Raw genomic sequence first — 22,930 nt, forward strand, 5'->3', positions numbered from 1 at the left:
TTGTGATGGTATACCGTTTATGATTGGCAAAAAGAATTTCTATGAATATTGTTTTTTTGGTATGATGCATGCGTAGACTGGAAGGGAGTTTTGGAGATGCGGCCAAAAGTATTTCTTGCAAAGCAAGTTCCAAGTGAAGTGGAAGCGTACATTGCTCAGCACTGCGATTATCGGATGTGGGACAGGGAAGAGGAAATTCCTCGTCAACAGCTTTTAGAGGAACTGTCCGATGTGGATGGACTTTTAATGTCTGGCGGAAGCATTGATCAGGAACTGTTGGAGCATGCACCGAAGCTCAAAATTGTTAGTAATGTCTCGGTTGGTTACAATAATTTCGATATAGAGGCAATGAAGGCCAAGGACGTAATGGGGACTCATACTCCGGGTGTATTGGATGAAACGGTGGCGGATACGGTCTTCGGACTTATCTTGGCCACAGCGAGAAGAATTCCGGAGCTCGATGCTTACGTGAAGGCTGGCAAATGGACAAAAGGAAGCGAAGAGCACATTTTCGGTATAGACGTTCATCATTCTAAACTTGGGATAATTGGTATGGGGCGTATCGGGGAAGCAATTGCCAGACGGGCGAAGTTCGGATTCAATATGGATGTCGTGTACTACAATCGCAGCAGAAAAACGGAAGCCGAGCAAAAGCTTGGCGTTGTCTACCGCTCCATGCAGGAGCTGCTGCAAGAGTCTGATTTTGTAGTGGTCATGACGCCATTAACACCTGAAACAACTCAATTCATCGGCCGTGGAGAACTGGCACTTATGAAGAAAACTGCCATCTTTATAAATGCGTCTCGTGGGCAAACTGTGGATGAAGAAGCACTAATTGCAGCTTTGGAAAAAGAAAGCATCCGCGGAGCAGGTCTTGATGTTTTCCAGCAAGAACCAGTAGATCCGGATAACAAGCTATTGCAAATGCCTAACGTCGTAACCCTACCGCATATCGGATCGGCTACTCCTCAGACGCGTTTCGATATGGCTATGCTTGCTGCGAATAATTTGGTGAAGGGCTTGCAGGGGGAAATGCCTCCAAGCCTTGTCGCGGAGTTGAAGAGATAGTGGAGAAGGCAGCCGGGCTTTGTTATGAACAAAACCTGCAACTACTTTCAATTTGTCAAAAGTACTTCAAAACTTATTTGTAATTCGGGTTTTTCACTCCAAAACACCACTTCAAAACTTAATTTGTAACTCGATTTTATTAGAAAAGCCAGCAAACCTTTGTTTGCTGGCTTCTTGCACTTCAAAACTTATTTGTCACCTAATAGGTGGGTGCTGCTGGGTGGCTGTTGTTGGGGGACATTAAGGTTTTGAAGTAGACAATAAAGTCTTGAAGTAACAAAAATAGGCAGCCTCGTTAAAGTAACGGGCAGATTTCTTCAATAAAATGTTTTATTAAAGCCGAAGAATTGATAAAAAAAGAAATAACATACCGGGGAATTGAGGTGGGTTTGATGGAAATTCAACCAAAAGTTAAGGTAATATTCCTGTATAGTAAAATCTAGTTTTCAATTTTTAAAAATGAAAGAAAGAAAATTAGGAATGAATTCATTAAATTACAATGGAAAATTATTGAGTGTGGGACGGCAAGGATTAGAAAAAATGTCAGGCTCTAATTTATAAGCTAATTGCTTTGACTACAACGATTTTAATAAACGATCTTAATATTCCCGCTGTTCCAAATATCCTATTTGTGATAATTTGGTTGTAAACACAATAACGAGGAGAAATTATGGAGGAAAAGAACCATAAAGTATCGCAAATTGATGAAGCTATCACAAGATATTTTGAAAAAAAGAAAAAAAACGAACAAGTAATTTCAGAGATGATAGAGCGCATGAACTACAAGAAAGCAGCAGCCCAGGAAATGGCAAATGCGACTTATAATACAATAATTGAAAAACGACAGAATACAATTAATTATATAAATGAACAAGTTGATTTAATCTTCGAGAAACGGGAAAAGGAAGCAATTGCTAGAGAACAGCAAATAGAGGAAGTCTATGAGCGAATGCGTGCTTCAGAAATTAGGGTGCGAGAGGAGATTGAAAAGCGTGTCAAACTTACTATTGAAATTGTAAACGTAGCAAGAAAGAAAACGCTACAAAATATTGAAGAAGCAGCTCAAATAGCAATTAAACGTTACCAACCTTCAAATAACAACAATTTATCTGAACAAATAGATCGAGCGATTGCTAGTATTGAAATGAAGAAACAAAGAGCTAAAGAAGAGGCTGAAAGACATACAGAGAAAGCTATCAATCGTATTCGAGCAAAAGAGTGTCAAGTTCAAAAAGAAGCTCGCGAAGAAGCATTGATTCTTACCAAACGAATAAGTGAAAATCCGTATGAGACGAACATTTATTATTATGAACCTAGTATTATCGAATCGTTTGGCTCATTTATCGGAAACTTACTGGCAAGTATAATTAAAGCCCCATTCGAATTAATAGAAAGTATAACTGGAATTGAACCAATAGGTGACGTTGGGAGGTTGTTGGCAAATGTAACGAAAGGATCCATAGATACTGTTGCAACTGCTATTGACGGTTCCGTAGATATTATTTCGGGCGTTATTGCGAGTGATCATGAGCAAATTAATCGTGGAATGACGCAAGTTGAAAAAGCCGGGAAGAGAGTAATAAGGGGAGCGGTAAAAAGCATATCCAATACCGTGAAGAGTGTTGGAGATGTAGTAAGTGGTGATGAAGTACGTGTAAAAAGAGGAGTGAAAAGTCTCGTGACAAAGACAGCTGCTGGATCCGTTTTTTTATTATTACCTGGAACAATCGATCTAGATTTTGATATAGACAGCGATTTTGTAATCGATGAACAGGATCCAGGGATTCATCATGTTGAACCCCATGATGTTCAAGATTACACTAGGGTAGATGGAACTGAAGTGAAAGGATATTATCGTGGTGGTGAGATTGGCTACTTAAGAACTGATCCAGATGATGACCCTTATAATAACCTTTCGTAATAGACGCATATGAAGGAGATCCCGGGCTGGAATATAGAACATCTAAATTCCGCTAGATGGAAGATTCAGGATTCAGAAGTTGTTAGTTGAATGGGTTGGCAAGTAATAAGGGATTGAACTAACGGGAAACGATCGTTGAACTAACGGATACCGAGAGTTTAATAATGAATATTCGAAGGTTACCGACATTAATCAGTTAGGAAGCCTCCATATGAGATTGAAATTTCTAACACGGTTGCATTGTCATGGCAGCCTTTGTATACTGGATTTATAATTGATCAATCACTCTCAGATTGGAGGAGAATAAAGATGGCTAAATCAGAAGCAACATCGGTGAATCGCAAATCCGATATTATCTCCGCGGCGATCGAAGTGTTCGCGGAGGTTGGTTATTTTCGCGCTACGACGGCACAGGTGGCCGAACGGGCGAAAATCTCTCAGCCCTACGTATTCCGATTCTTTGCGACCAAGGAAACTCTGCTGTTAGCCGCGCTGGAGGCATCTTGGAGCCGGGTAATTGAATCGTTCCGCCAGGTGGTGGAGACGACTTCTCCGGAATTGCTAGAGACGAAGCTTATTCAGGAGTATGTGAACATTCAGGCGATGTACCAGAACGAGATGCTCTTGCAGATGCAGGCACAGACCATTCGGGAGGACGCCATCCAACAGACGATGTGCAATGCCTATAAGGATATCCGCAATATGATTCTGGTGGCGTTCCGTGATGCCGGTATGGAAAATGCTGAAGAGCGGGCGATGCTGTTCCTCGCACGCGGAGTGCTGTGCAATGTCGCCGTCGCGATTAATCTGCCCGAATTGATGAAGGGATAAGGGGAGATTTTTTTCTCTGAAAAATAGTTATTGACCAATCACTAACAATTCGTTATAGTGAGTCAATCAGTTAGTGATTGATCAATTACAAATTATAAGGGCGAGGTGATCAAGGCACGCTGTAAACGAAGTTGAATTTAAATGCCCCCTACTTACAAACGGTTAGACTGTATAAAAATTTTTAAAAGAAATTAATTAATCAATCAATAACAGGAGGAGATTATTATGAATTCTATGGTTCAGTCGGTAGCCGTGAATCGTTCTTACACGTTGAAGTATCGGTGGTGGGCTCTGATCGCGCTGGCCCTCGCGCAATTCCTGGTAGTGCTGGATGCGTCCATCGTCAATATCGCGCTTCCCGCTCTCGGCTCGGAGCTTCATCTGAGCACTAGTACACTGAGCTGGGTCATTACGGCTTATGTATTGCCCTTCGGGGGCTTGCTGCTTCTCGGCGGAAGGCTGTCGGATCGCTTCGGGCATCGCAAGTTATTCATGATCGGGGTCACTGGATTCGCACTTGCGTCGGCCGCGGCTGGTCTGGCTACCTCGGGAGCTTGGCTGCTTACGGCGAGAGCGGTTCAAGGCGCATCGGCTGCCCTACTTGCCCCGGCCGCTCTGGCTCTCGTTACGAAGCTGTTCACGAATCCGCGGGATCGGGCCAAGGCACTCGGCATCTGGGGTGCGGTTGCGGGCATTGGTAGTGCGGCGGGCGTCTTGTTGGGCGGTGTACTGACAGATTCGCTTGGTTGGTCTTCAGTGTTCTATGTGAATGTCCCTGTAGTAGCTTTGGTTCTGGTGGCGGTTCCTTATCTTATTCCCAAGGATGCGCACGTCGAACGAGTAAGTCTGGATGCGTCAGGGTCCGCTACGGTAACGACTGGAATCGTAGTACTAGTCGCCGCGCTCTCCGGTACGGATCGGGTCGGCTGGACGTCCCCGCAGACGCTGATTCTCGCAGGCTTGGCGGTTGTGCTGCTTGGATCGTTCATCTTCATCGAGAAGCGCGCTTCGAATCCGCTTATGCCGCTAGGCATCTTCCGCAACAAGTCCGTTACGGGCGGCAATCTGGCCATGTTCCTTATCGGAGGAGCTACGACAGGACTGTTCTTCGCGCTCTCGGTTTACATGCAGCAAGTGCTTCATTATGATGCGTTAAAAGCAGGCCTTACCCAGCTCCCGCTGGCTGGCTCGCTAGTCGTGATTGCCGGGGTCGTTCCGGCTGTGGTCAAGGCTATTGGAACGCGCAAGACGCTGGCGGCGTCACTGTTTCTGCTGGCCGTAGGCCTGATTTGGCTCTCCCTTTCACCTAGCGACGCTTCGTTCGCTGTCAATCTGCTAGGCCCATCCATCTTGATGGGAATTGGATTGGGAGGAGCCTTCATCTCCGGAACGGAGCTAGCAGTCCACGACGTGGCGGACGATGAAGCGGGGCTAGCAAGCGGCTTAGTCAATACGAGCCAACAGATCGGTGGAGCCATCGGACTCGCGGTACTTACGACGGTAGCCTCGGCTCGCATCGATCGCTTGCTTGGCGGCGGGGTAGCCGAAGCGCAAGCGTTAACCGGCGGGTTCTCCTGGGTGTTCCTCGGAGCTGCAGCATTCGCGCTTATCGGGGCAATAGCGGTTCTCGTGGTTGTGCGACAATCGCCCTCTTTTATAGTTAGTGATTGATCAATTAAAAAAATCCTAATAGGAGTGATCAGAATGTTAAAAGCAATGGTAGTAAGAGCAGGCAGTGGTTGGGAAATGGTACTTGTCAAACGATTGGTCGAAGAGAATGTCGAAGTCGTCGCCTATTCCGGCTCGCAACGGAAGCTGGAAACTCTGCAGATGAACATCTCCTCCCCTCTTCTGCGAATAGTGAGAGGAGATGTCGGTAACCCAGATGAACTGCTAGATGCTGCGAACGGCGTGAATGTTATTTTCTGCGGAGTCTACTTAACCTACGATGACAAGCCGGAGAAAGTCCACCAGATGCTCGAAGCCGTTCGGAGCGTCTCCGCGGCAATCGGAGCTAAATTGGTAATGGTGGAAGGGGTCTATCGACCTGCCGATGTGAAGGAATCGGCGTACGTCCCCTGTCCTAATTCGATGCGAATCTTCAGTCCAGAGTTGTATGGCGAGGCCGCTTCCAACACGCTTATTCATTACGCGTTTCGCAAAATTGTTCAAGGGAAGCCTGTCAAGCTGCCCATTGATCCATCCATCAGAAGAGATTATCTATTCGTAGATGATGCCGCCAGGTATGTACATGAGCTAGCTACGACGGAATCCGCGTATGGGGGCAATTGGCATCTCTGTGGCAATGGCTCGATCTCGCAAGCGGAGCTCCTTGGCTTTGCGGGTTCAGTTGTTCAGGCAGCGCCGCGGTTCGAGACCATCGGAAAGTGGCAGCAGCGTTTGCTGCAGTGGTATGAGCCGAAGATGAGGATCAAATTGGATAGCTATGAGCGATCCGGCAAGAATTATGGAACCTCTAGCATGGCGTATGACGGAGTATCACCAACCTCGTATGAAGAGGGGATAGCCTTAACGGTTAAGCACATGTTGGAAAAGTATGTAGCAAAAGAGTCCACAGGTAGTTAAAGGTAGTTATTAATCGATCACTACTGACAATGCAAGTGATGAAATCAAGTTAGTAATTAATCATTTTATAATTCGACGAAAAGAGGCTGAAGAAAATGGAGAAATCAATAGTAATTGGAGTAGACAGCGGGATGGGATCGGAGAATACGGGAGAATTGTTCAATCAAATGGACACGGTCGATGTCGACCGAAAGGCACAAGTCATCGTCCACCTATCCATTGAAATCGAAGCCACACTAGAGAGCGTATGGAGGATCCAGACTGATATCGAGCAGTGGCCAACTTGGCAGAAAGACATCTCTCATGTGCAGCTATCCGGTCTGATCGAAGTAGGAAACACGTTCCATTGGGAGACTCATGGGCTAAACATTGCCTCCACCATCCACGAGGTTATCCCGATGCGGCGTATCGTATGGGGAGGTCCGGCGCACGGTATCGAGGGTGTTCACGTGTGGAGCTTCACACCTACCCCCCAAGGAATCCTCGTGCATACCACTGAGTCTTGGGACGGTCGGCCTGTAGCAGCTGACCCCGACGGGATGCGAGCAGCACTCGAATCCTCGCTTGAAGCCTGGCTCGCAAATCTCAAGATAACAGCCGAGGCAGCCAACTGATTTGATTCGCTCTTAGTTCGATCGGTAAAACAACAGGGGTAACCAATTAAAAGTTAGTGATTGCTTAATTATTTTATGGGGGGATAACTTTTGGCTAGAAGAAAAAGCGTAAAACGACTGATCAATATCGGACTATCTTTGATCGTGGTTCTTATAGTCGTAGCGGCAGTGACTACTTATTTTTGGCAGATGAGGCTTCAGAAGCCGGATGAGGTCAACATGGCGAACATGGCTGATATGGCGGGAATGACGCACATGGAGCATATGGCGAGCATGGCGGCTTCTGATTCCGAAGAAGGCATGGTGTCCTGTGCCGCGATCACGGCGCCGGAATCATCGGGTCCAACACGTAAGTTCGATATGACAGCGGCACGGACGACACTGAAGTTGGATAACGGAAAGACGGCCGATGCCTGGACCTTCAACGGCTCGTCCCCGGGTCCCGAGCTTCGCGTTACGGAGGGTGATCGAGTTGTCATTACGCTCCATAACAAGGACATCGAGGACGGTGTTACGATTCATTGGCACGGGATCGCTGTTCCATGCTCACAGGATGGTATTGCGGGAGTCACGCAGGATGCCGTGGCACCGGGAGGACAGTTTACGTATACATTTATCGCAACGACACCAGGAACGTACTGGTACCATTCCCACCAGATGAGCTCAATTCAGGCTAGCAAAGGGCTTCTGGGCGCGCTGATCATCGAGCCTAAGCAACAACCTGAATCTAATCCTTCGACATCAGAAGCGACAGCCCTCTATCAACAACTGAGTTCTACTATGCTGGTGAACGGAAGCACGAATGGGCTGTCGGTTTCGGGTAAACCAGGCGAACAAGTCAGACTTAGGTTGATCAATGCGGGTAATGAAACGATGGAATTCGACGTCGATGGGGCCCCCTTCCGGGTCATGGCTATGGATGGACATGATTTGCACAACCCTGGGCAGCTGGACGGAACGATTGTTCCGGTAGGCGCGGGACAGCGTTATGATTTGCTCATCAAAGTTCCGGAGTCTGGCCAAGTCGTCGTTAATAGCCCTGAGAGCTCACCGATTACGATAGGTAGCGGAATCCAACCGCAGCATTCGGAAGGCGGGCAGTTATTCTCATTCGTCGATTACGGCACGCCATTACCTAACGATTCCGCCCTGCATATCGAGCCCGACCGGCGTTTCGAGCTCAAGCTAGGCCAAACCCTTTTCACCAAGTCCATTAACGGAAAGTCCTTCCACGAGATTCCTCCGATGGACGTTAAGAATGGAGATCATATTCTCATCACTGTCTCCAACGAAGGCGGAGGAGATCATCCTTTCCACATTCATGGGCATGTGTTCCGCGTCCTAAGCAAGGACGGTGTTGCCTTGCAAGGTAGCCCGGTGTATCTGGATACACTCCTAACAAAGAAAGGTGAGACCTATGAGCTGATGTTAGAAGCCAATAATCCGGGCCTCTGGATGGCGCACTGCCACGATCTCAAGCATGCCTCGATGGGCATGAGCATGATGATTAATTACGAAGGCATCACGACGCCGTACCGGGTGGGAACCAAGTCAGGCAATCTTCCTGACCTATAGAAATAGAGCAATCCATAAGGTGAATGGCATACACGAATTAAACATTTAGATAGTCGTAAAGGAGCTCAAAATTGTGACGAAAGACGCGAAGACATCCGTTAATCGCCGAACCGACATTATCTCAGCAGCGATAGAAGTGTTTGCCGAGGTCGGTTATTACAGAGCTACTACGGCACAGGTGGCGCAGCGGGTTCGAATTTCGCAGCCTTACGTGTATCGCTTCTTTGCCACGAAAGAGAAGCTGTTGCTGTCGGCGCTTGAAGTTTCCTGGTTGCGGATTATCGAGTCGTTCCGCCAAGTTGTCGAGTTGGCGCCTTTGGAACGGCTAGAAGCCGAACTGATCTCAGCCTACGAGAAAATAACGGAATACTATCGCAAGGAAATATTACTACAGATGCAGGCGATGACGATTCAAGAAGAAGCCATCCAAGAAGCCATGCGGTATGGGTTCCGGGAGGTGCGCAGAATCGTGCTTGAAGCATTCCATAAAGCTAAGATTCCGAATTCTGAAGAGAGAACGATGCTATTCCTGGCCCGGGGGATGCTTTGCAATATTGCCGAAGCCATCCACTTGCCAGAGCAGAAAAAAATTGAAGGAGGCATATTGTAATGACGATGACGAAGGTAATGGTAATTGGAGCAACCGGCGGAACGGGAACCGCGATTACGGAAGAACTGGTGAGACGAGGGATTGACACGATTGCATTTGGGCGTTCGCGCCAGAATTTAGTTCAACTCGCCAATCGGCTAGGCAACCCCGCGAATCTAACACTTGGCGTAGGAGACGCTATGCGACCCGACGATATTGTTTCCCAAACAAGAGGAGCGGACGTATGGTTTCATTGCGCGAATGTTCCTTACCACGAGATGGCGAGCAAGCTGATTCCGCTGGGTGAGTCGGTGATGGAGGCGGCGGAGCGTATGGCCGCCCGAGTCGTCGCGATTGACGGTATTTATCCTTACGGCAGGCGACAGGGCGACCTGGTCACCGAGGAGCATCCCAAGCAACCGCATACTCGTAAAGGAAAAGTTCGTTTGGACTATGAACGAATGCTGTTCAGCAAGCGGTGGAACAAGGCCAAGGTTCTGATTGCCCGGTTGCCCGATTATTATGGACCTACTGCCAACGAAGCCTCGTATTTGGGCTCAACTCTGGAAGCCATTGCTGCCGGCAAGATGGCGTTCTATATCGGCAACATGCATACTCCCCGGGAATTTATCTATTTACCGGACGCGGCGGCCATGATTGTCGAGCTGGCCAGCAGAGACTTCGCTTACCAGCAGAATTGGAATATCCCAGGAGCCGGGGTGATTAGCGGACGAGATATTGTGAAGATTGCGCAAGCGTCAAGTGGCAGCGTCAAACCGGTTATTCCGTTGAAGAAAATAGGCTTATCCTTGCTTGGACTCGGCCTGCCCGTCATGAAAGAAATCGTGGAGATGCTTTACTTAACTGAAGAACCGCTGACGCTAAGCCGCAATAAGTACGAACGTTATATGGGTCCGATTGTGGCAACACCATTCCAGGAGGGTATCTCCTCGACGATAAAAGCACTTCAGATGAGGAAATAAATATTTATCCCACTAGCGGACAGCGGCGTCTTAATCCCTTTGATCTTTTCTCTCTGGCTGCTTACCAAAAAACGAACAAAAAAAGACGCTTTTTTACAGCGCCTTTTTTTGTTCAATATTTCTGGTAGGAATTTATAATTTCGACAAGAGTATTGAAACAAGTATTCCTAAAATTGAAATCCATACGAAAACTGATTTAAATATATTTTTGATAATCGAGTCCTGACTTTTCAAATCATTACCATGGTTTTCATGCATAGCTAAATCAATGTTCCCCATTGCATTAGAAGAACCCTTAGAGCCTACTCCTTTAAAAAGCAAGGTTAATATAAACAGAATTATAGAACCCATAAAAAGATAATCAGAGATTTGTTGCATTTTATTAACCACCGCCTTATTAACAATATTAGCACATTTTAACAATAGTGTTAAGCAATTTGTAACTTTATCGTATATCAAACGAAAAAATCCCGATAGTTAAGGAGTTGCATTGAAGTAGCTCCTTTTTGGCTTCATTGAAGTAACGGGCAGATTTGATTAATTTTGCAATCATGAACACTTCATTGCGTATGTGTAGCCGTGAAAGGTTGTATAAATGAGAAAAAATAAATAAACGCCAGTAATCTTCATTATTGTTAGTAAGTAGTCAAGCTGTGAAGATGTTATGTTATATCATGAAAAGCTGAAATCAAGATGAGGGGGTTCGCTGCAGCGTACAGCGTACAAAACAGTAGAGATAGCTGCATTAAAAGTTTGTTGTAACTTCCTGTATATGTAAGATGTCGAAAAGATGTAAGCGATGTCAAATATTCGTGGTTCTATAGTATAATATTCACACAGCGAGGAACATCTAACTTCTATGTGTCAGCAGGGGGAATAACTTTTGAAAATGATTCTATTTAAAAACAAAAAATATTTCAATGTAATGGTCTTATGGATCACAGCGGTTATCTGCCTGCTGGTTATTTTTTTATCTGCGACCATATATTTCAATGTAAAAAAAACGGTGGAAGAAAACAACTACGCGCTCAATAAGCAGACACTTTATCAAATGAAATATAACGTGACTTATATGAACGACTCTGTAAGGCAGCTGCTTTCAACGATATACTTTAGCCCGGAAGCAGATTATCTGATGCATATCCAAGACCCAGACACGCATGTCTTTGATTTGAATCAAACGCTAAACAATATGACCAAATCAATTATTAATAATAATTCTCTGTTACATTCCATGTATGTTTACAATAAGGAGTCCAAAATCTTTCTATCTACTCATAAAAGTATCTTCTATGAAGATACGGATCTGATACAGGCTCTTAAGTCATATCAAAAGGTTCCCAATTTACAGCCTATCGCCAGAAGGATGCAGCAAGGCGAGCAGTCGAGAAATGTATTTACGTACGCGATGTACGAGTCAGCGAATACAAACGGGGTCTGGGATGGCGCAATTTTCGTGAATGTGAACGCAGATATGATCATGAATAACATTAAGAACATGAATACGGATGAGCTTAGCGGGGATGTATTTCTGCTAGACGATAAGCGGCAAATTATCAATACGAACAGTACCAATCCAAGTATGCAAGAGCCCGTGCAGCAGATTTTTGCGGAGAAAATTAACGCTTCTATTCATGCTGGCGAAAACTATGGTTACCGAATTGAAAAGATTCAAGGTGGGGACTATTTTGTGACCTACATGTATATCGAGGGTGCAGATTGGGTTTTAATCAAAACGCAGCATCTATCTGAGGTATTGCGATATATGAATAAAATTCAACTAAGCATTTTGATCATGACGATCATTTTTCTAGCGCTTAGTATCTTTGCCTCGTTCACGCTATCCAAACGCATCTATCGGCCGATCGGATCCTTGGTCCAAAGAATGCGGACAGAAAATCCTGAACTCACGGAAGATAACACATCGCATCATGACGAGATCGGTTTCATTCATCATACCTATTCCAATATCGTGGAAAGGATGAACTCGGCTCAGAGCAGCAAGCAGGAGAATGCCAACATTTTGAAATATTACCATCTGAGAAACTTATTAATTGACAGTTGGTCAATGAAAGAGAAGGAATTGGATATCCTGCATGAACAGAGCAATCTCTCCATAGAGCTCAGAGGTAATTATGTGGTCTGTGTCATGAAAATTAACGACTATTCGCATTTCAAGCAGAATAATGCCCGTGATATCGAGCTATATAAATATGCGATTCTCAATATCGCTTCCGAGACGGTTTCAACATGTTTTATTAATGATTCCGTAGATATGAAGCGTGATCATTTGGCCATGATTATTTTCTCAGATATGCAGGATAGGAAGGCGCTTGATCAAAAGCTGCATGACTGTCTCTCCAATCTTCAAGCTAATATTGCTCAATATTTGAACTTTACAGTCAGCATCGCCGTTGGCGACTTGGTTAGTCAGATCGATGAACTCTCGAAGAGCTACCATGTGGCCCTTAATAATTCAAATTATCGTTATGTCTTAGGCAAACACACGATCATCACTCCGGAGCTTGTCCATGGGCAAAACAATAACAAAGAAATAATTTATTCTTCAACGCTTGAAAAGAGGCTTGTTAGTGAGATCAAGTCTAATAATGTGGAAGGTGCCGAAGGCACGATCTATGCCATCCTTCAAGAAATATCTTGCCTTTCCGGGGGGCATATCTCTTTCTCGGTCATGCAGTTGATTCGAACGATGCTGACAACGATTTTCGAGATGAATGACTTCAAGATGAATCAAACGTATATGGATTTCAACGCTATATATAGTGAATTTCTTGAGATGGAGACCATTGATGAAATTTACGATGAAATGAAGAGCTTGCTGCGCCGCGTGGTAAGTTCGGAGAAGTATCAAACACATGAGAAGCATTCCGTCATCGTCGAGAGCATCAAGGATACAATCAACAAAAATTATGCTGATTTAGACCTCTCCCTACAGAAAATAGCTTCAATTTATAACATGTCGCCAACGTATCTGGGTCAGATCTTTAAGGGGCTTACCGAGATGTCCGTTGCCGCCTACATCAACGAGGTACGTATTCTGCAAGCGATTGAATGGTTGGAAAAATCCAATTTTAGCGTCATGCAAATTATGGACAAAGTCGGCATTGCCAATGAAACCAGCTTCTATCGATTATTCAAAAAGAAATTCGGCTGCTCGCCGAAAGAGTACGCATTCGCGAAAACGATGCAAAGTAAAACGGACGAGTAGTGAGCGAGAGGATATATCGCTTGCATTCAGCGCTGCAAGTATGGTATTCACAGTAATCATGATCATTGAAGCTTCATAGACGTCTCAAATGGTAGGATTTCATATTTTTGAGAGTAGATTTTGTCGAAAATTCCGATAAAGTTGAGCCTGTGGAGACACAAATTGATGCATGAGGAGGAATATGAAGCATGAAGTCATTCAAACGGCAAGTATCAGGGGTGATAGCTGCATGCGTTATGGCCAGCAGTATTGTGGCTGTAAGCCCCGGCAAGGTTGTAAGCGCTTCAACGTCTGGAGAAGAGTGGGCGACGGTATCGAGCATTTTGGACAGTCACAAAATTGTGTATGATGCTCCCTCACCGATCAGCAACACAACGGATAAGACACCCGATGGACCTTTGATGGGCAATGGGACGGTTATGGCTTTTATGGGAGGCGACAGGAAAAAGCAAACGATCTATATCTCCCGGTCAGATATGTGGGAAGATAGCAACGCAACAAACAAAGACGTCCATTTTACATCGTTTGGCGGATTAATGATTAGCAGCCCTACAACAACTTCTGGCACATTCAAGTATGAGCAGGATATGAAAACGGCCGAGCTGGTGGCGACATCCGAAAGCGGCTTTCAAACGAAGACATGGCTGTCGGCCAAAGAAAATCTTATCGTCACGGAAATTACCAATACGACTGGATCTTCGTTGAGTATGGATGTGACTGCCTTTACCTCTGCCCCGTGGAGTCCCGTTAATACGATTTCCACCAATAGTACGGGAAGCGATACCGTGAATGGCATTGTCTATTCCGTCAAAAATGCCAAATCCGATACCTTTAACTGGTCCGTCAATGCAGCGGTGGCGGCCAAGGTGTTGGATAAATCGGCTGTATTGACTGCGGTTGACAGCAAGTCGACAAATATGAACTTCTCTTTATCCAGTGGTGAAACGGTAACCGTTGTGTCCGCCGTTGAAGGCGGGAAAAATTCGACAACCTATTTGAACGATACAATGGGTAAGATATTGTCTCGAAGTGATGCCACCAGTCTGGCTACGGCGAAAGATGCACACAGAAACTGGTGGAAAGACTATTGGCTCAAATCTTACATTGATTTGGCACCAAGCTCCAATAAGTTGGAAAAACTTTATTACGGTCAACTTTACATGCTAGGATGCAGCATTGCAGCGCAAAGTGAGCATAACGCTGGTCTTACTGCAGGTATGTTCCCATGGACAGCTAATGCGAACTCTGCCTGGAGCGGCGATTATACGATGAACACAGATGTACAGCGTCCTATTCATGTGTCTGTCGGTGCGAATCGGTTGGATCACATTCCAAACTACACCAATGTGATGATGGATTTCTGGGGAGTCGCAAAAGGGCTGGCGTCGGATCCCGTACATTTGAATCATTTGATTGAGGACACAGGTCACCCGATATATACTTCTGGGATTCGAGGTGCGCTGTTCCCGACGCATATTGGACCATGGGGATCCCGAACAGAAAACAACAACACGGAGAAAGACTTTTATCATTCACCATCCAATGGCGCATCCGCATTAGTACCGATGGTGAAATACTGGAAATATACGCAGGATGAGCAATACTTGCAAAATAAGCTATATCCTGCTCTAAAAGATCTCGCTCAATTCTGGGAAGATTATGTTGTTTGGGACGCTGCCAAAGGGAGATATATCGTTTATGGCGCTACCTTTGAAGGATCTGCCTCCTATAAGAATACGATTCTTGATTTAATGGCAGGTCACTTCGTATTGGAAAGCGCAATCGAAGCTAGTATCGCTCTAAGTGTGGATGCCCCAGACCGTGCAATATGGCAAAATATCCTTGACAAGTTAAGTCCATATCCTACAGCCAACATTGCGAGTGGAGCGGGAGCTGGCAAGACGACCTTCGTCGAATATGAAGGTGCGGCTACAAAAACGTATAGCAATCCTGAAGTTATTCATGGCTCCTATTTCTTTAATGCGATCGGAAAATCCGATGTGCAATACAGCATGTATGTCCGCACCTTTATCGACAATTTGCAAACATGGGACAGTGATAAAGCGATGCGTGCGGCTGTGGCAGCTACGAATGCCGGCTATGATATTGAAAAACTCGTTAACAATATCTCAATAGGTTTGTTAAATTTGGCACCTGAGGATTGGAAGGGGATGCGCAAAAACAATACGTATGGCGATATCGGCGCCTCGATCTTCATGGGCTTTATGCATAATTCCCTGCTTCAGAGCGACGAAGGATTTCTTCATATTTTCCCAAATTGGTACAAAAATCAAGAAGCTTCCTTTACAAGACTGCGCGCGAATGGTGCTTTCCTGGTCGATGCCAAGCAAAATCAGTTCGGGACTACAACATACGCCAGCATTTATAGTGAAAAAGGGAAGCCACTTAAAGTCTTCAATCCTTGGCAGGGCGTTGATCTGGAAGTTTACGAGAACGGTACGTTGATTACGACGACCAAATCCTTCAATTCAATCGGGGAACTGTACAGCTTCAATACGAATGCTGGCTCCACCTACGAATTGAAACCGAAAGATCCTGTTCTGGCGAATACGCCAATTCCTCACGCTCAGATAAGTGCAACAGCTACAAGCGCTCATTCTGGCACTGAAGCAAGTAAAGCCATCGACAGCACGAGATCGACCTTCTGGCACACGGAATGGAGTCCGAAGGCGAATCTCCCGCAGTCGATCACGTTAGATCTTGGCGGAACATTCACAATCAATCAGCTTAACTACACGACAAGGCAAGATGGAACGTCAAACGGTAACATTACAGGTTACAATGTCTATGTCAGCACGGACGGCACGACGTTCACCAAAGTGAAAACAGGGACTTGGAACAGTGATAGTGCAGAAAAATTGGCATACTTCGCCGATGTGAGCGCTGCCTATGTGAAGTTAGAGGCGACAGCCGGCTATGGCGGATTTGCAAGCGCTTCTGATCTTAACATCTATGCTGTCAATCCAGCACCAGGTACTACCGTCAAAATAGATGATAGAAATGCGGCCATCGCATACACCGGTTCTTGGGGCACGTTCTCCGATAGCGGTGATTATGCATCCACGGAGAAATATGCCAGTGCGGCAAACGCTTCTGCTCAGTTCACATTTAATGGAACCGAAATCAAGTGGTTCGGAGCCAAGAATGGCAATGGCGGCAAAGCGGATGTGTACATCGATGGTGTTCTCGAACAAGCGGGGATTGACACGTATGCCTTCAGCAAGCAGCATCAACAGTTGTTGTTTATGAAAGCTGGTTTGACCCCAGGTTCGCATACGATCAAGATCGTTGTAATGGGAACCAAGAACTCAAGTTCGAGCGGCACCGTTGTCGTCAACGATGCCTTTGAATATAAGCCTTAGCATGAAACTCGAAAGGGAGCATCCTTTGCTGCTACAGCAGCGATAGGGGGCTCCCTTTTTTTTCATGTGGCGTGCCCAGAGGCAAGTATTATTTAAACTAGTTTGGTTGGAAAACGTTCAATCGGATTTGTTAGGCTTTTATACATTTCATAGTCTGCCAAATCGTAAAAAGAGCGAGCAAAAAGTAGAATTGTCAGTTTTACGAGGAGGAACTTGCCTTTATAGTTAGGCCATGGAACCAGAGAGACAAAATGCATCATAAGGAGAGAAGTGGATGAGAAGTTTACAATTGTTCCGCAGGAATAAGGGGTTGTTTTTTTTATCGCTGCCAGGGATGATCTTTATCTTTATTTTTTCCTACATCCCACTTTACGGATTAGTTCTTCCATTCAAAGATTACCGCTATGATTTGGGATTCTGGAGAAGCCCTTGGATTGGATTGAAGAACTTTCAGTTTTTATTTTCTGGCGAGGATGCTTGGCGGATTACACGGAATACGATTGTTCTGAATTCGTTGTTTATTGTTATTTTACTTGTATGTTCAATTGCTTTGGCGCTCATGTTGTACGAGCTATCACGCAAGTTTGTGAAGTTTTATCAAACCGTATTGTTTTTCCCGTTCTTTCTATCATGGATTGTCGTCGGTTACATTTTTATCGCTTTTCTCGATATGGATCATGGCTTTGTGAATGCCTTGCTTAAGAAATTGCAAATGGAGCCGATCCTTTGGTATAACGAACCCGGTTATTGGCCGTCACTGCTAGTCAGCGCAAATACGTGGAAAAATGTCGGTTATTACACCATCATCTACTACACAGGTCTACTGGGTGTGGACAGTGAGTTGTTTGATGCGGCGGACATTGACGGAGCGAACAAGCTGCATAAGATCAGGTATATTTCTATCCCGATGTTGAAGCCGTTAATCATACTCTTAGTATTATTGCAAATTGGAAAAATATTCTACGGTAACTTTGATTTATTTTACAATTTGCCGAGAGATTCGTCCTTGCTGTACCCAACGACCGATGTCATTGACACGTACGTTTACCGCTCTCTCAAAAATATAGGTGATATTGGGATGGCTTCTGCAGCGGGCGTCTATCAATCCGTTGTTGGTTTCTTCCTTGTCATTTCCGCGAATTGGCTGATCAAGAGATTCGACAAAGAAAACGGACTATTCTAGGGAGGTGAGAAATATGCGAATTAATTTAATCCAATCTTTCATTCATTTGGTAATGATCATTGTCACGATTCTCAGTGTTGCTCCGATTCTTCTCGTGGTATCGATTTCTTTCTCGAGCGAGATGGATATTCTGCGAAACGGGTACGCTTTTCTTCCGCAGCATCTCGATTTGACCGCTTACAGATTTGTTTTCAGTGACAGCAAGCAATTGCTTACCTCGTATACGGTAACGATTGTGGTAACGGTTGTAGGAACAGTAGTCGGTCTCCTAATTACGGCGATGCTCGCCTACGCTATGTCACGCAAAGATTATGTGTATGCGGACAAAACATCATTCTATGTGTTCTTTACGATGCTGATCAGCGGCGGGCTCGTACCGTGGTACATGCTGATTGTGAACGTATTTCACATGAAAGATACGTTGTTAGCGCTGATTGTGCCCTATCTCGTCATTCCGTGGTTTGTTATGTTGATGAAAGGCTTTTTCTCCACCATTTCCATATCCATTATCGAATCAGGGAAAATTGACGGAGCTAATGAACTCGGTATATTTGTCAGAATCGTGCTTCCGATTGCCAAGCCAGGCCTTGCGACTGTGGGCTTGTTCTATATCCTTCATTACTGGAATGACTACTATTTGAGTTTGATGTTTATTCAAAGCAGCGAGATGATTTCCTTGCAATTCATGCTGTATCGCATCATGTCGAACGTCGATTTCTTAAAAAGCTCCTTAGCGTCGTCCATGATGATAGGGAATATCAAGCTGCCCGATCAGACGGCGCGAATGGCGATGGCTGTCATATCTGCAGGTCCGATGTTGTTTGTCTTTCCTTTTTTTCAGAAATATTTTGTAAAGGGTATTACCGTTGGATCAGTCAAAGGCTAGAGGCAACCAGAATTTAGTTGTTACTGTGTAAGCAGTTTCAATATAAAATTAAATTATACAGGAGGGTTAATGAAATGATGAAAAAGCAGATGCTCGTAAGTATGACAACACTAATCACCTTAGCCATGATGGTCAGCGCATGCGGTTCCAAGTCGACAACTCAGACGACAGAATCGCCTAAAGGTACAGCGACAGCTACAGCCGAAGCGGGTAAATTAGCCCCGGTTGAACTGACGTGGTATGCGGTCGGAACGCCACAGAAAGATCAACAGTCGGTTTTGGATGAAGTCAACAAAATTTTGAAGAGCAAAATAAACGCGACTTTGAAGCTCAATGTCATTGACTGGGGCGCGTATGATGAAAAAATGAAAGTCATCACTGCAACGAATGAATCGTACGATCTCGCATTTACATCCTCCTGGACGAACAACTATTCGGGCAATGTCTTAAAAGGAGCATACCTACCGCTTGACGACATGCTTGAGAAGTATGGAAAAAATATTAAGCAGCAAGTACCCGCCAAATATTGGGATGCGACCAAAATAAATGGAAAAATTTACGGCGTGCTCAACTATCAATTGTATGCCATCAGCCGTGGTTTATCTTATAACAAGCAATTGGTTGACAAGTACAAATTCGATATCAAGAGTGTGAAAAAAGCAAGCGATCTTACGCCTTTCCTTGAGCAAGTGAAAAAGGGTGAGCCTGGCATGACGGGGTATTTACCTTCATTCGATACGTTCCCTGAACTGTTCAATCTGGAGACAGGATTTACGATTGATGCGGTTCAAGGAAATAGCTTCCTTCCACTCGCAATTAACGTAAAGGATAAGAATCTGAAAGTCTTTAATGCGGTGGAAAGTCCAGAGTTCCTTAACTTGATAAAGGTATATCGAGACTGGTATGAAAAAGGATATATCAAAAAAGATGCTATTTCCTTGAAAGATGGCAAGGCGGAGTCGAAATCTGGCAAATATGCCGTTTGGACCAGCGGTGGCGCACCAGGTACATCCGACGAAGAAGCGCAAAGAGTCGGGTTCCCTGTCGTCATCAACGAGAGCGCTCCTGCCTATGTGAATACTGGTTCTGTCATTGCATCCCTGACGGGGATTTCAAAAAATAGTAAAAATCCAGAAAGAGCGATGATGTTGCTGGACTTGCTATATAGCGACAAGCAATTGTACACCTTGCTGGTTCAAGGGATCGAAGGCAAGCATTATAAAGTCGCTGCCGACAAAGGTATTGAAGCGATTGCTGATGGCGGTTATGCGCCAGGCACGGAATGGGAGTATGGTTCATGGTTCAATGCCAATGTGAAGAAGGGACAACCGTCCGATCTCTTTAATCAATTTATGAAAATCAACGATGCTGCACCGTCTTCCCCATTGTTAGGCTTTTTGTACAATCCAGAATCCTTAAAGCAGGAATACGCACAGGTGAATGCGATCATGGCGGAAATGATTCCGGCGTTGAAGTCAGGGACTGTTGATCTAGCAGATGCTTTGCCGAAGTATACGGATCGATTGAAGAAAGCAGGAATTGACAAGCTGGCTGAGGATGCACAGAAGCAAATCGATGACTGGAGAAAAGCTAGCGGCAAGTAGGTTCATGCATAGAACAATAGAAAATCCTTGTCTGGATGGACAAGGATTTTCTATTACGATAGAGATATGTGGAGATGGGAGAGAGAGCTATGACAGTGATGTCGAGAAGAACTAAACAAAACTTTGACGCGGATTGGTTTTTTCATCAAGGTGATATTGCGTTTCATCCAGCTATTAAAGGCGGAATGACGGGACACCTTACCGATTGCGAGAGCATCGAAGAGGGTGAGTGGTTGAAGATTGCTTTCTTCGATGAACGGGAAAAAGCCAAAATGAAAGACTCGGAATGGAAGATAGTGAGTCTCCCGCATGACTGGTGTATAGAAGGCAATTACATCAACGATCAGGGAAAAGTCAAGCACCACAAAAGCCACGGCTATTTGCCGGTTGGCATTGGCTGCTACCGCAAGGAGTTTACCGTTCCCAAGGAAGATTACGGCAAGAAGCTGACCTTCGAGTTTGACGGCGTAATGCGCAATAGTACGGTTTGGGTAAACGGACATCTATTAGGAACGCATGCCAGCGGATATACGGGATTCTCCTATGATATTACAGATATTGTGCGATACGGAGAAGAAGGTAAGAATGTCATTTTTGTCAAAGTGGATGCGCGAGATTATGAGGGCTGGTGGTATGAAGGTTGTGGTATATATCGTCATGTATGGCTGATCAAGACGGATCGGCTGCATGTTGGCAGATATGGCACTTATATAACAACGCCTGAGATATCTGAAGATGAGGCGAAGGTTAACATAAGAACAGTCGTACAGAATGAAAACAACTTTCCAGTCAACTGCTGGGTGACGACTTCGATCGTGGATGCAGATGGAAACGCCGTTGCTAGCATCTCGGATGTGAAAAAAATCACTGGAGGTATGTGCGATGCATTTGAACACGTGATGACCGTGGCGCAGCCAGAGCTGTGGTCGCCTGAACATCCTTATTTGTATGAGGTTGTGACGAAAGTTTATCGGAATTCGCAGCATGTGGATACCTGTACAACCCCGCTGGGCATTCGTACCATCGAATTTACGTCCGATCGCGGCTTTCTATTAAACGGCAACCCTTACTTGATCAAAGGGACTTGCAATCATCAGGATTTTGCTGGTGTCGGTGTCGCTTTGCCGGATCAGGTTACGGAATACAAAATCAAATTGCTCAAGGAGATGGGTTGCAACGCCTACCGATGCGCGCACCATCCGCCTTCACCAGAGCTTCTTGATATTTGTGATCGATTAGGCATGTTGGTGATGGACGAAAACAGGAAACTCGATGTATCACCGGAAGGCATTAACAATCTGAAAGCGATGCTATACAGAGATCGAAATCATCCTTCAATCATCATATGGAGTATGGAGAATGAGGAGATTTTGGAAGGAACGATCATGGGCGCCCGCATGCTGGATACGCTGTCGCGCGTTACGCATGCTATCGATCCGACCCGACCGACCATCGCCTGCATGAATCATGGGTGGAATGATGGCGGCTATTCCGACTCGGTTGACATTACTGGCTATAACTATGGGCAGCGCCAAAACCAATACGTACAAGACCATGAGAAATACCCGAACCGCATTATGCTAGGCAGCGAAAGTACCAGTTGTACAACCACACGCGGGATTTACGAGAATGACGACAACATGGGATATTGCTCATCGTATGGCGATAACATCCCTGAATGGTCTTGCTCGCATGAGAAATCGTGGCAGGATGTCATTCAGCATCCTAACCTGACAGGTATTTTCGTGTGGACCGGCTTCGACTACAGAGGTGAACCGACGCCTTATTCATGGCCATGTATCGGCTCACATTTCGGCATTATGGACAGTTGCGGATTCCCTAAAGATGCTTATTACTATTATAAAGCGGCTTGGACTGACGAACCCATGGTACATATCATGCCTCACTGGGATTGGCGGGATAAAGTGGGACGAGAAATAGATGTTTGGTTGTATAGCAACTGTGAAACCGTGGAGTTATTGCTCAATGGCAAAAGCTTAGGAGAACAAGCCGTTGACCGCAACTCGCGACTGGAATGGAAGGTCGTGTACGAGCCGGGTGAGCTTCTGGCCATCGGCCGAATTGCGGGTGCGGTGGCCGCACAAAAGCTTCTATCAACCACGGGAACACCTTCAACCATTCAGCTTGATCCGAATAGATCTGTCAATCGAGCAAACGGTACAGATACCGTCATGGTCCGAGTGTCTATCTTGGATGAGAAGGGTTTTGTCGTGCCAACGGCTGATAACGAAGTCGTGTTTTCTATCGAAGGCCCAGGCAAACTGATCGGCGTTGGCAATGGGAACCCTAGCAGTCACGAGCCTGACAAAGCAAGCCGAAGAAGAGTATTTAACGGGTATTGTCTTGCAATTGTGCAGTCGTCTGGAGGCCAAGGCACCATTGTCCTGAGAGCAACTTCGGATTCCTTAAAGACGGCAACAGCAACAATTGACGTCTGTTGAGCGAAGGAGAGAAGTG

The 22,930-nt window shown here is 45.4% G+C and carries 16 protein-coding genes; 15 read left to right on the forward strand and 1 reads right to left on the reverse strand.

All coding sequences use genetic code 11. From position 1 onward, the window contains the following. Positions 1-96 precede the first annotated feature (96 nt). The 9 genes from AC58QG_RS18630 to AC58QG_RS18670 all read left to right on the forward strand — a co-directional run bounded on the left by AC58QG_RS18630 (position 97) and on the right by AC58QG_RS18670 (position 10,167). Positions 97-1,068: a 2-hydroxyacid dehydrogenase gene (locus tag AC58QG_RS18630; RefSeq protein ID WP_497363627.1), complete on the forward strand. Its 972-nt coding sequence runs from the start codon at positions 97-99 to the stop codon at positions 1,066-1,068. A 670-nt stretch (positions 1,069-1,738) separates the two neighbouring features. Beyond that, the gene (locus tag AC58QG_RS18635) at positions 1,739-2,989 is read left to right on the forward strand and encodes a hypothetical protein (RefSeq protein ID WP_497363628.1); all 1,251 of its coding nucleotides are present in this window, start codon (positions 1,739-1,741) and stop codon (positions 2,987-2,989) included. A 309-nt stretch (positions 2,990-3,298) separates the two neighbouring features. After that, positions 3,299-3,820: a TetR/AcrR family transcriptional regulator gene (locus AC58QG_RS18640; protein ID WP_497363629.1), complete on the forward strand. Its 522-nt coding sequence runs from the start codon at positions 3,299-3,301 to the stop codon at positions 3,818-3,820. Between the two features lie 225 nt (positions 3,821-4,045). Next, complete coding sequence (locus tag AC58QG_RS18645) at positions 4,046-5,491, forward strand: MFS transporter (RefSeq protein WP_497363630.1); 1,446 nt, start codon at positions 4,046-4,048, stop codon at positions 5,489-5,491. 33 nt (positions 5,492-5,524) lie between these two features. After that, a complete protein-coding gene (locus AC58QG_RS18650) occupies positions 5,525-6,406 on the forward strand; it encodes an NAD-dependent epimerase/dehydratase family protein (protein WP_497363631.1) in 882 nt (293 codons plus the stop codon). A gap of 95 nt (positions 6,407-6,501) precedes the next feature. Next, positions 6,502-7,020 carry an SRPBCC family protein gene (locus AC58QG_RS18655; RefSeq protein ID WP_497363632.1) on the forward strand — a complete coding sequence of 173 codons (519 nt, stop codon included), beginning with the start codon at positions 6,502-6,504 and terminating at the stop codon, positions 7,018-7,020. A gap of 90 nt (positions 7,021-7,110) precedes the next feature. Then, entirely contained in the window at positions 7,111-8,595 is a 1,485-nt protein-coding gene (locus tag AC58QG_RS18660; protein ID WP_497363633.1) for a multicopper oxidase family protein, read from the forward strand. Between the two features lie 73 nt (positions 8,596-8,668). Further along, positions 8,669-9,205 carry a TetR/AcrR family transcriptional regulator gene (locus tag AC58QG_RS18665; RefSeq protein ID WP_497363634.1) on the forward strand — a complete coding sequence of 179 codons (537 nt, stop codon included), beginning with the start codon at positions 8,669-8,671 and terminating at the stop codon, positions 9,203-9,205. A 5-nt stretch (positions 9,206-9,210) separates the two neighbouring features. Then, positions 9,211-10,167, forward strand: a complete 957-nt coding sequence (locus tag AC58QG_RS18670) for an NAD-dependent epimerase/dehydratase family protein (RefSeq protein WP_497363921.1) — start codon at positions 9,211-9,213, stop codon at positions 10,165-10,167. A gap of 132 nt (positions 10,168-10,299) precedes the next feature. On the opposite strand, the gene AC58QG_RS18675 is transcribed toward AC58QG_RS18670, so the two are convergent. After that, entirely contained in the window at positions 10,300-10,545 is a 246-nt protein-coding gene (locus tag AC58QG_RS18675) for a hypothetical protein (RefSeq protein WP_497363635.1), read from the reverse strand. 511 nt (positions 10,546-11,056) lie between these two features. Between AC58QG_RS18675 and AC58QG_RS18680 the strand changes: the two genes are divergently transcribed. From AC58QG_RS18680 to galA, 6 genes are all read left to right on the forward strand, one after another. Continuing rightward, positions 11,057-13,396, forward strand: a complete 2,340-nt coding sequence (locus tag AC58QG_RS18680; protein WP_497363922.1) for a helix-turn-helix domain-containing protein — start codon at positions 11,057-11,059, stop codon at positions 13,394-13,396. A gap of 188 nt (positions 13,397-13,584) precedes the next feature. Then, positions 13,585-16,779: a discoidin domain-containing protein gene (locus AC58QG_RS18685; RefSeq protein WP_497363636.1), complete on the forward strand. Its 3,195-nt coding sequence runs from the start codon at positions 13,585-13,587 to the stop codon at positions 16,777-16,779. 274 nt (positions 16,780-17,053) lie between these two features. After that, positions 17,054-17,962 (forward strand): ABC transporter permease, encoded by a 909-nt coding sequence (locus tag AC58QG_RS18690; protein ID WP_497363637.1) that lies wholly within the window; start codon positions 17,054-17,056, stop codon positions 17,960-17,962. 13 nt (positions 17,963-17,975) lie between these two features. Beyond that, entirely contained in the window at positions 17,976-18,848 is an 873-nt protein-coding gene (locus tag AC58QG_RS18695) for a carbohydrate ABC transporter permease (RefSeq protein ID WP_497363638.1), read from the forward strand. Positions 18,849-18,922: 74 nt separating this feature from the next. After that, a complete protein-coding gene (locus AC58QG_RS18700) occupies positions 18,923-20,452 on the forward strand; it encodes a DUF3502 domain-containing protein (protein WP_497363639.1) in 1,530 nt (509 codons plus the stop codon). An 89-nt stretch (positions 20,453-20,541) separates the two neighbouring features. Next, complete coding sequence (gene galA, locus AC58QG_RS18705; RefSeq protein ID WP_497363640.1) at positions 20,542-22,914, forward strand: beta-galactosidase GalA; 2,373 nt, start codon at positions 20,542-20,544, stop codon at positions 22,912-22,914. The last annotated feature ends 16 nt before the right edge of the window (positions 22,915-22,930 follow it).

This window comes from Paenibacillus sp. J22P169, assembly GCF_059691995.1.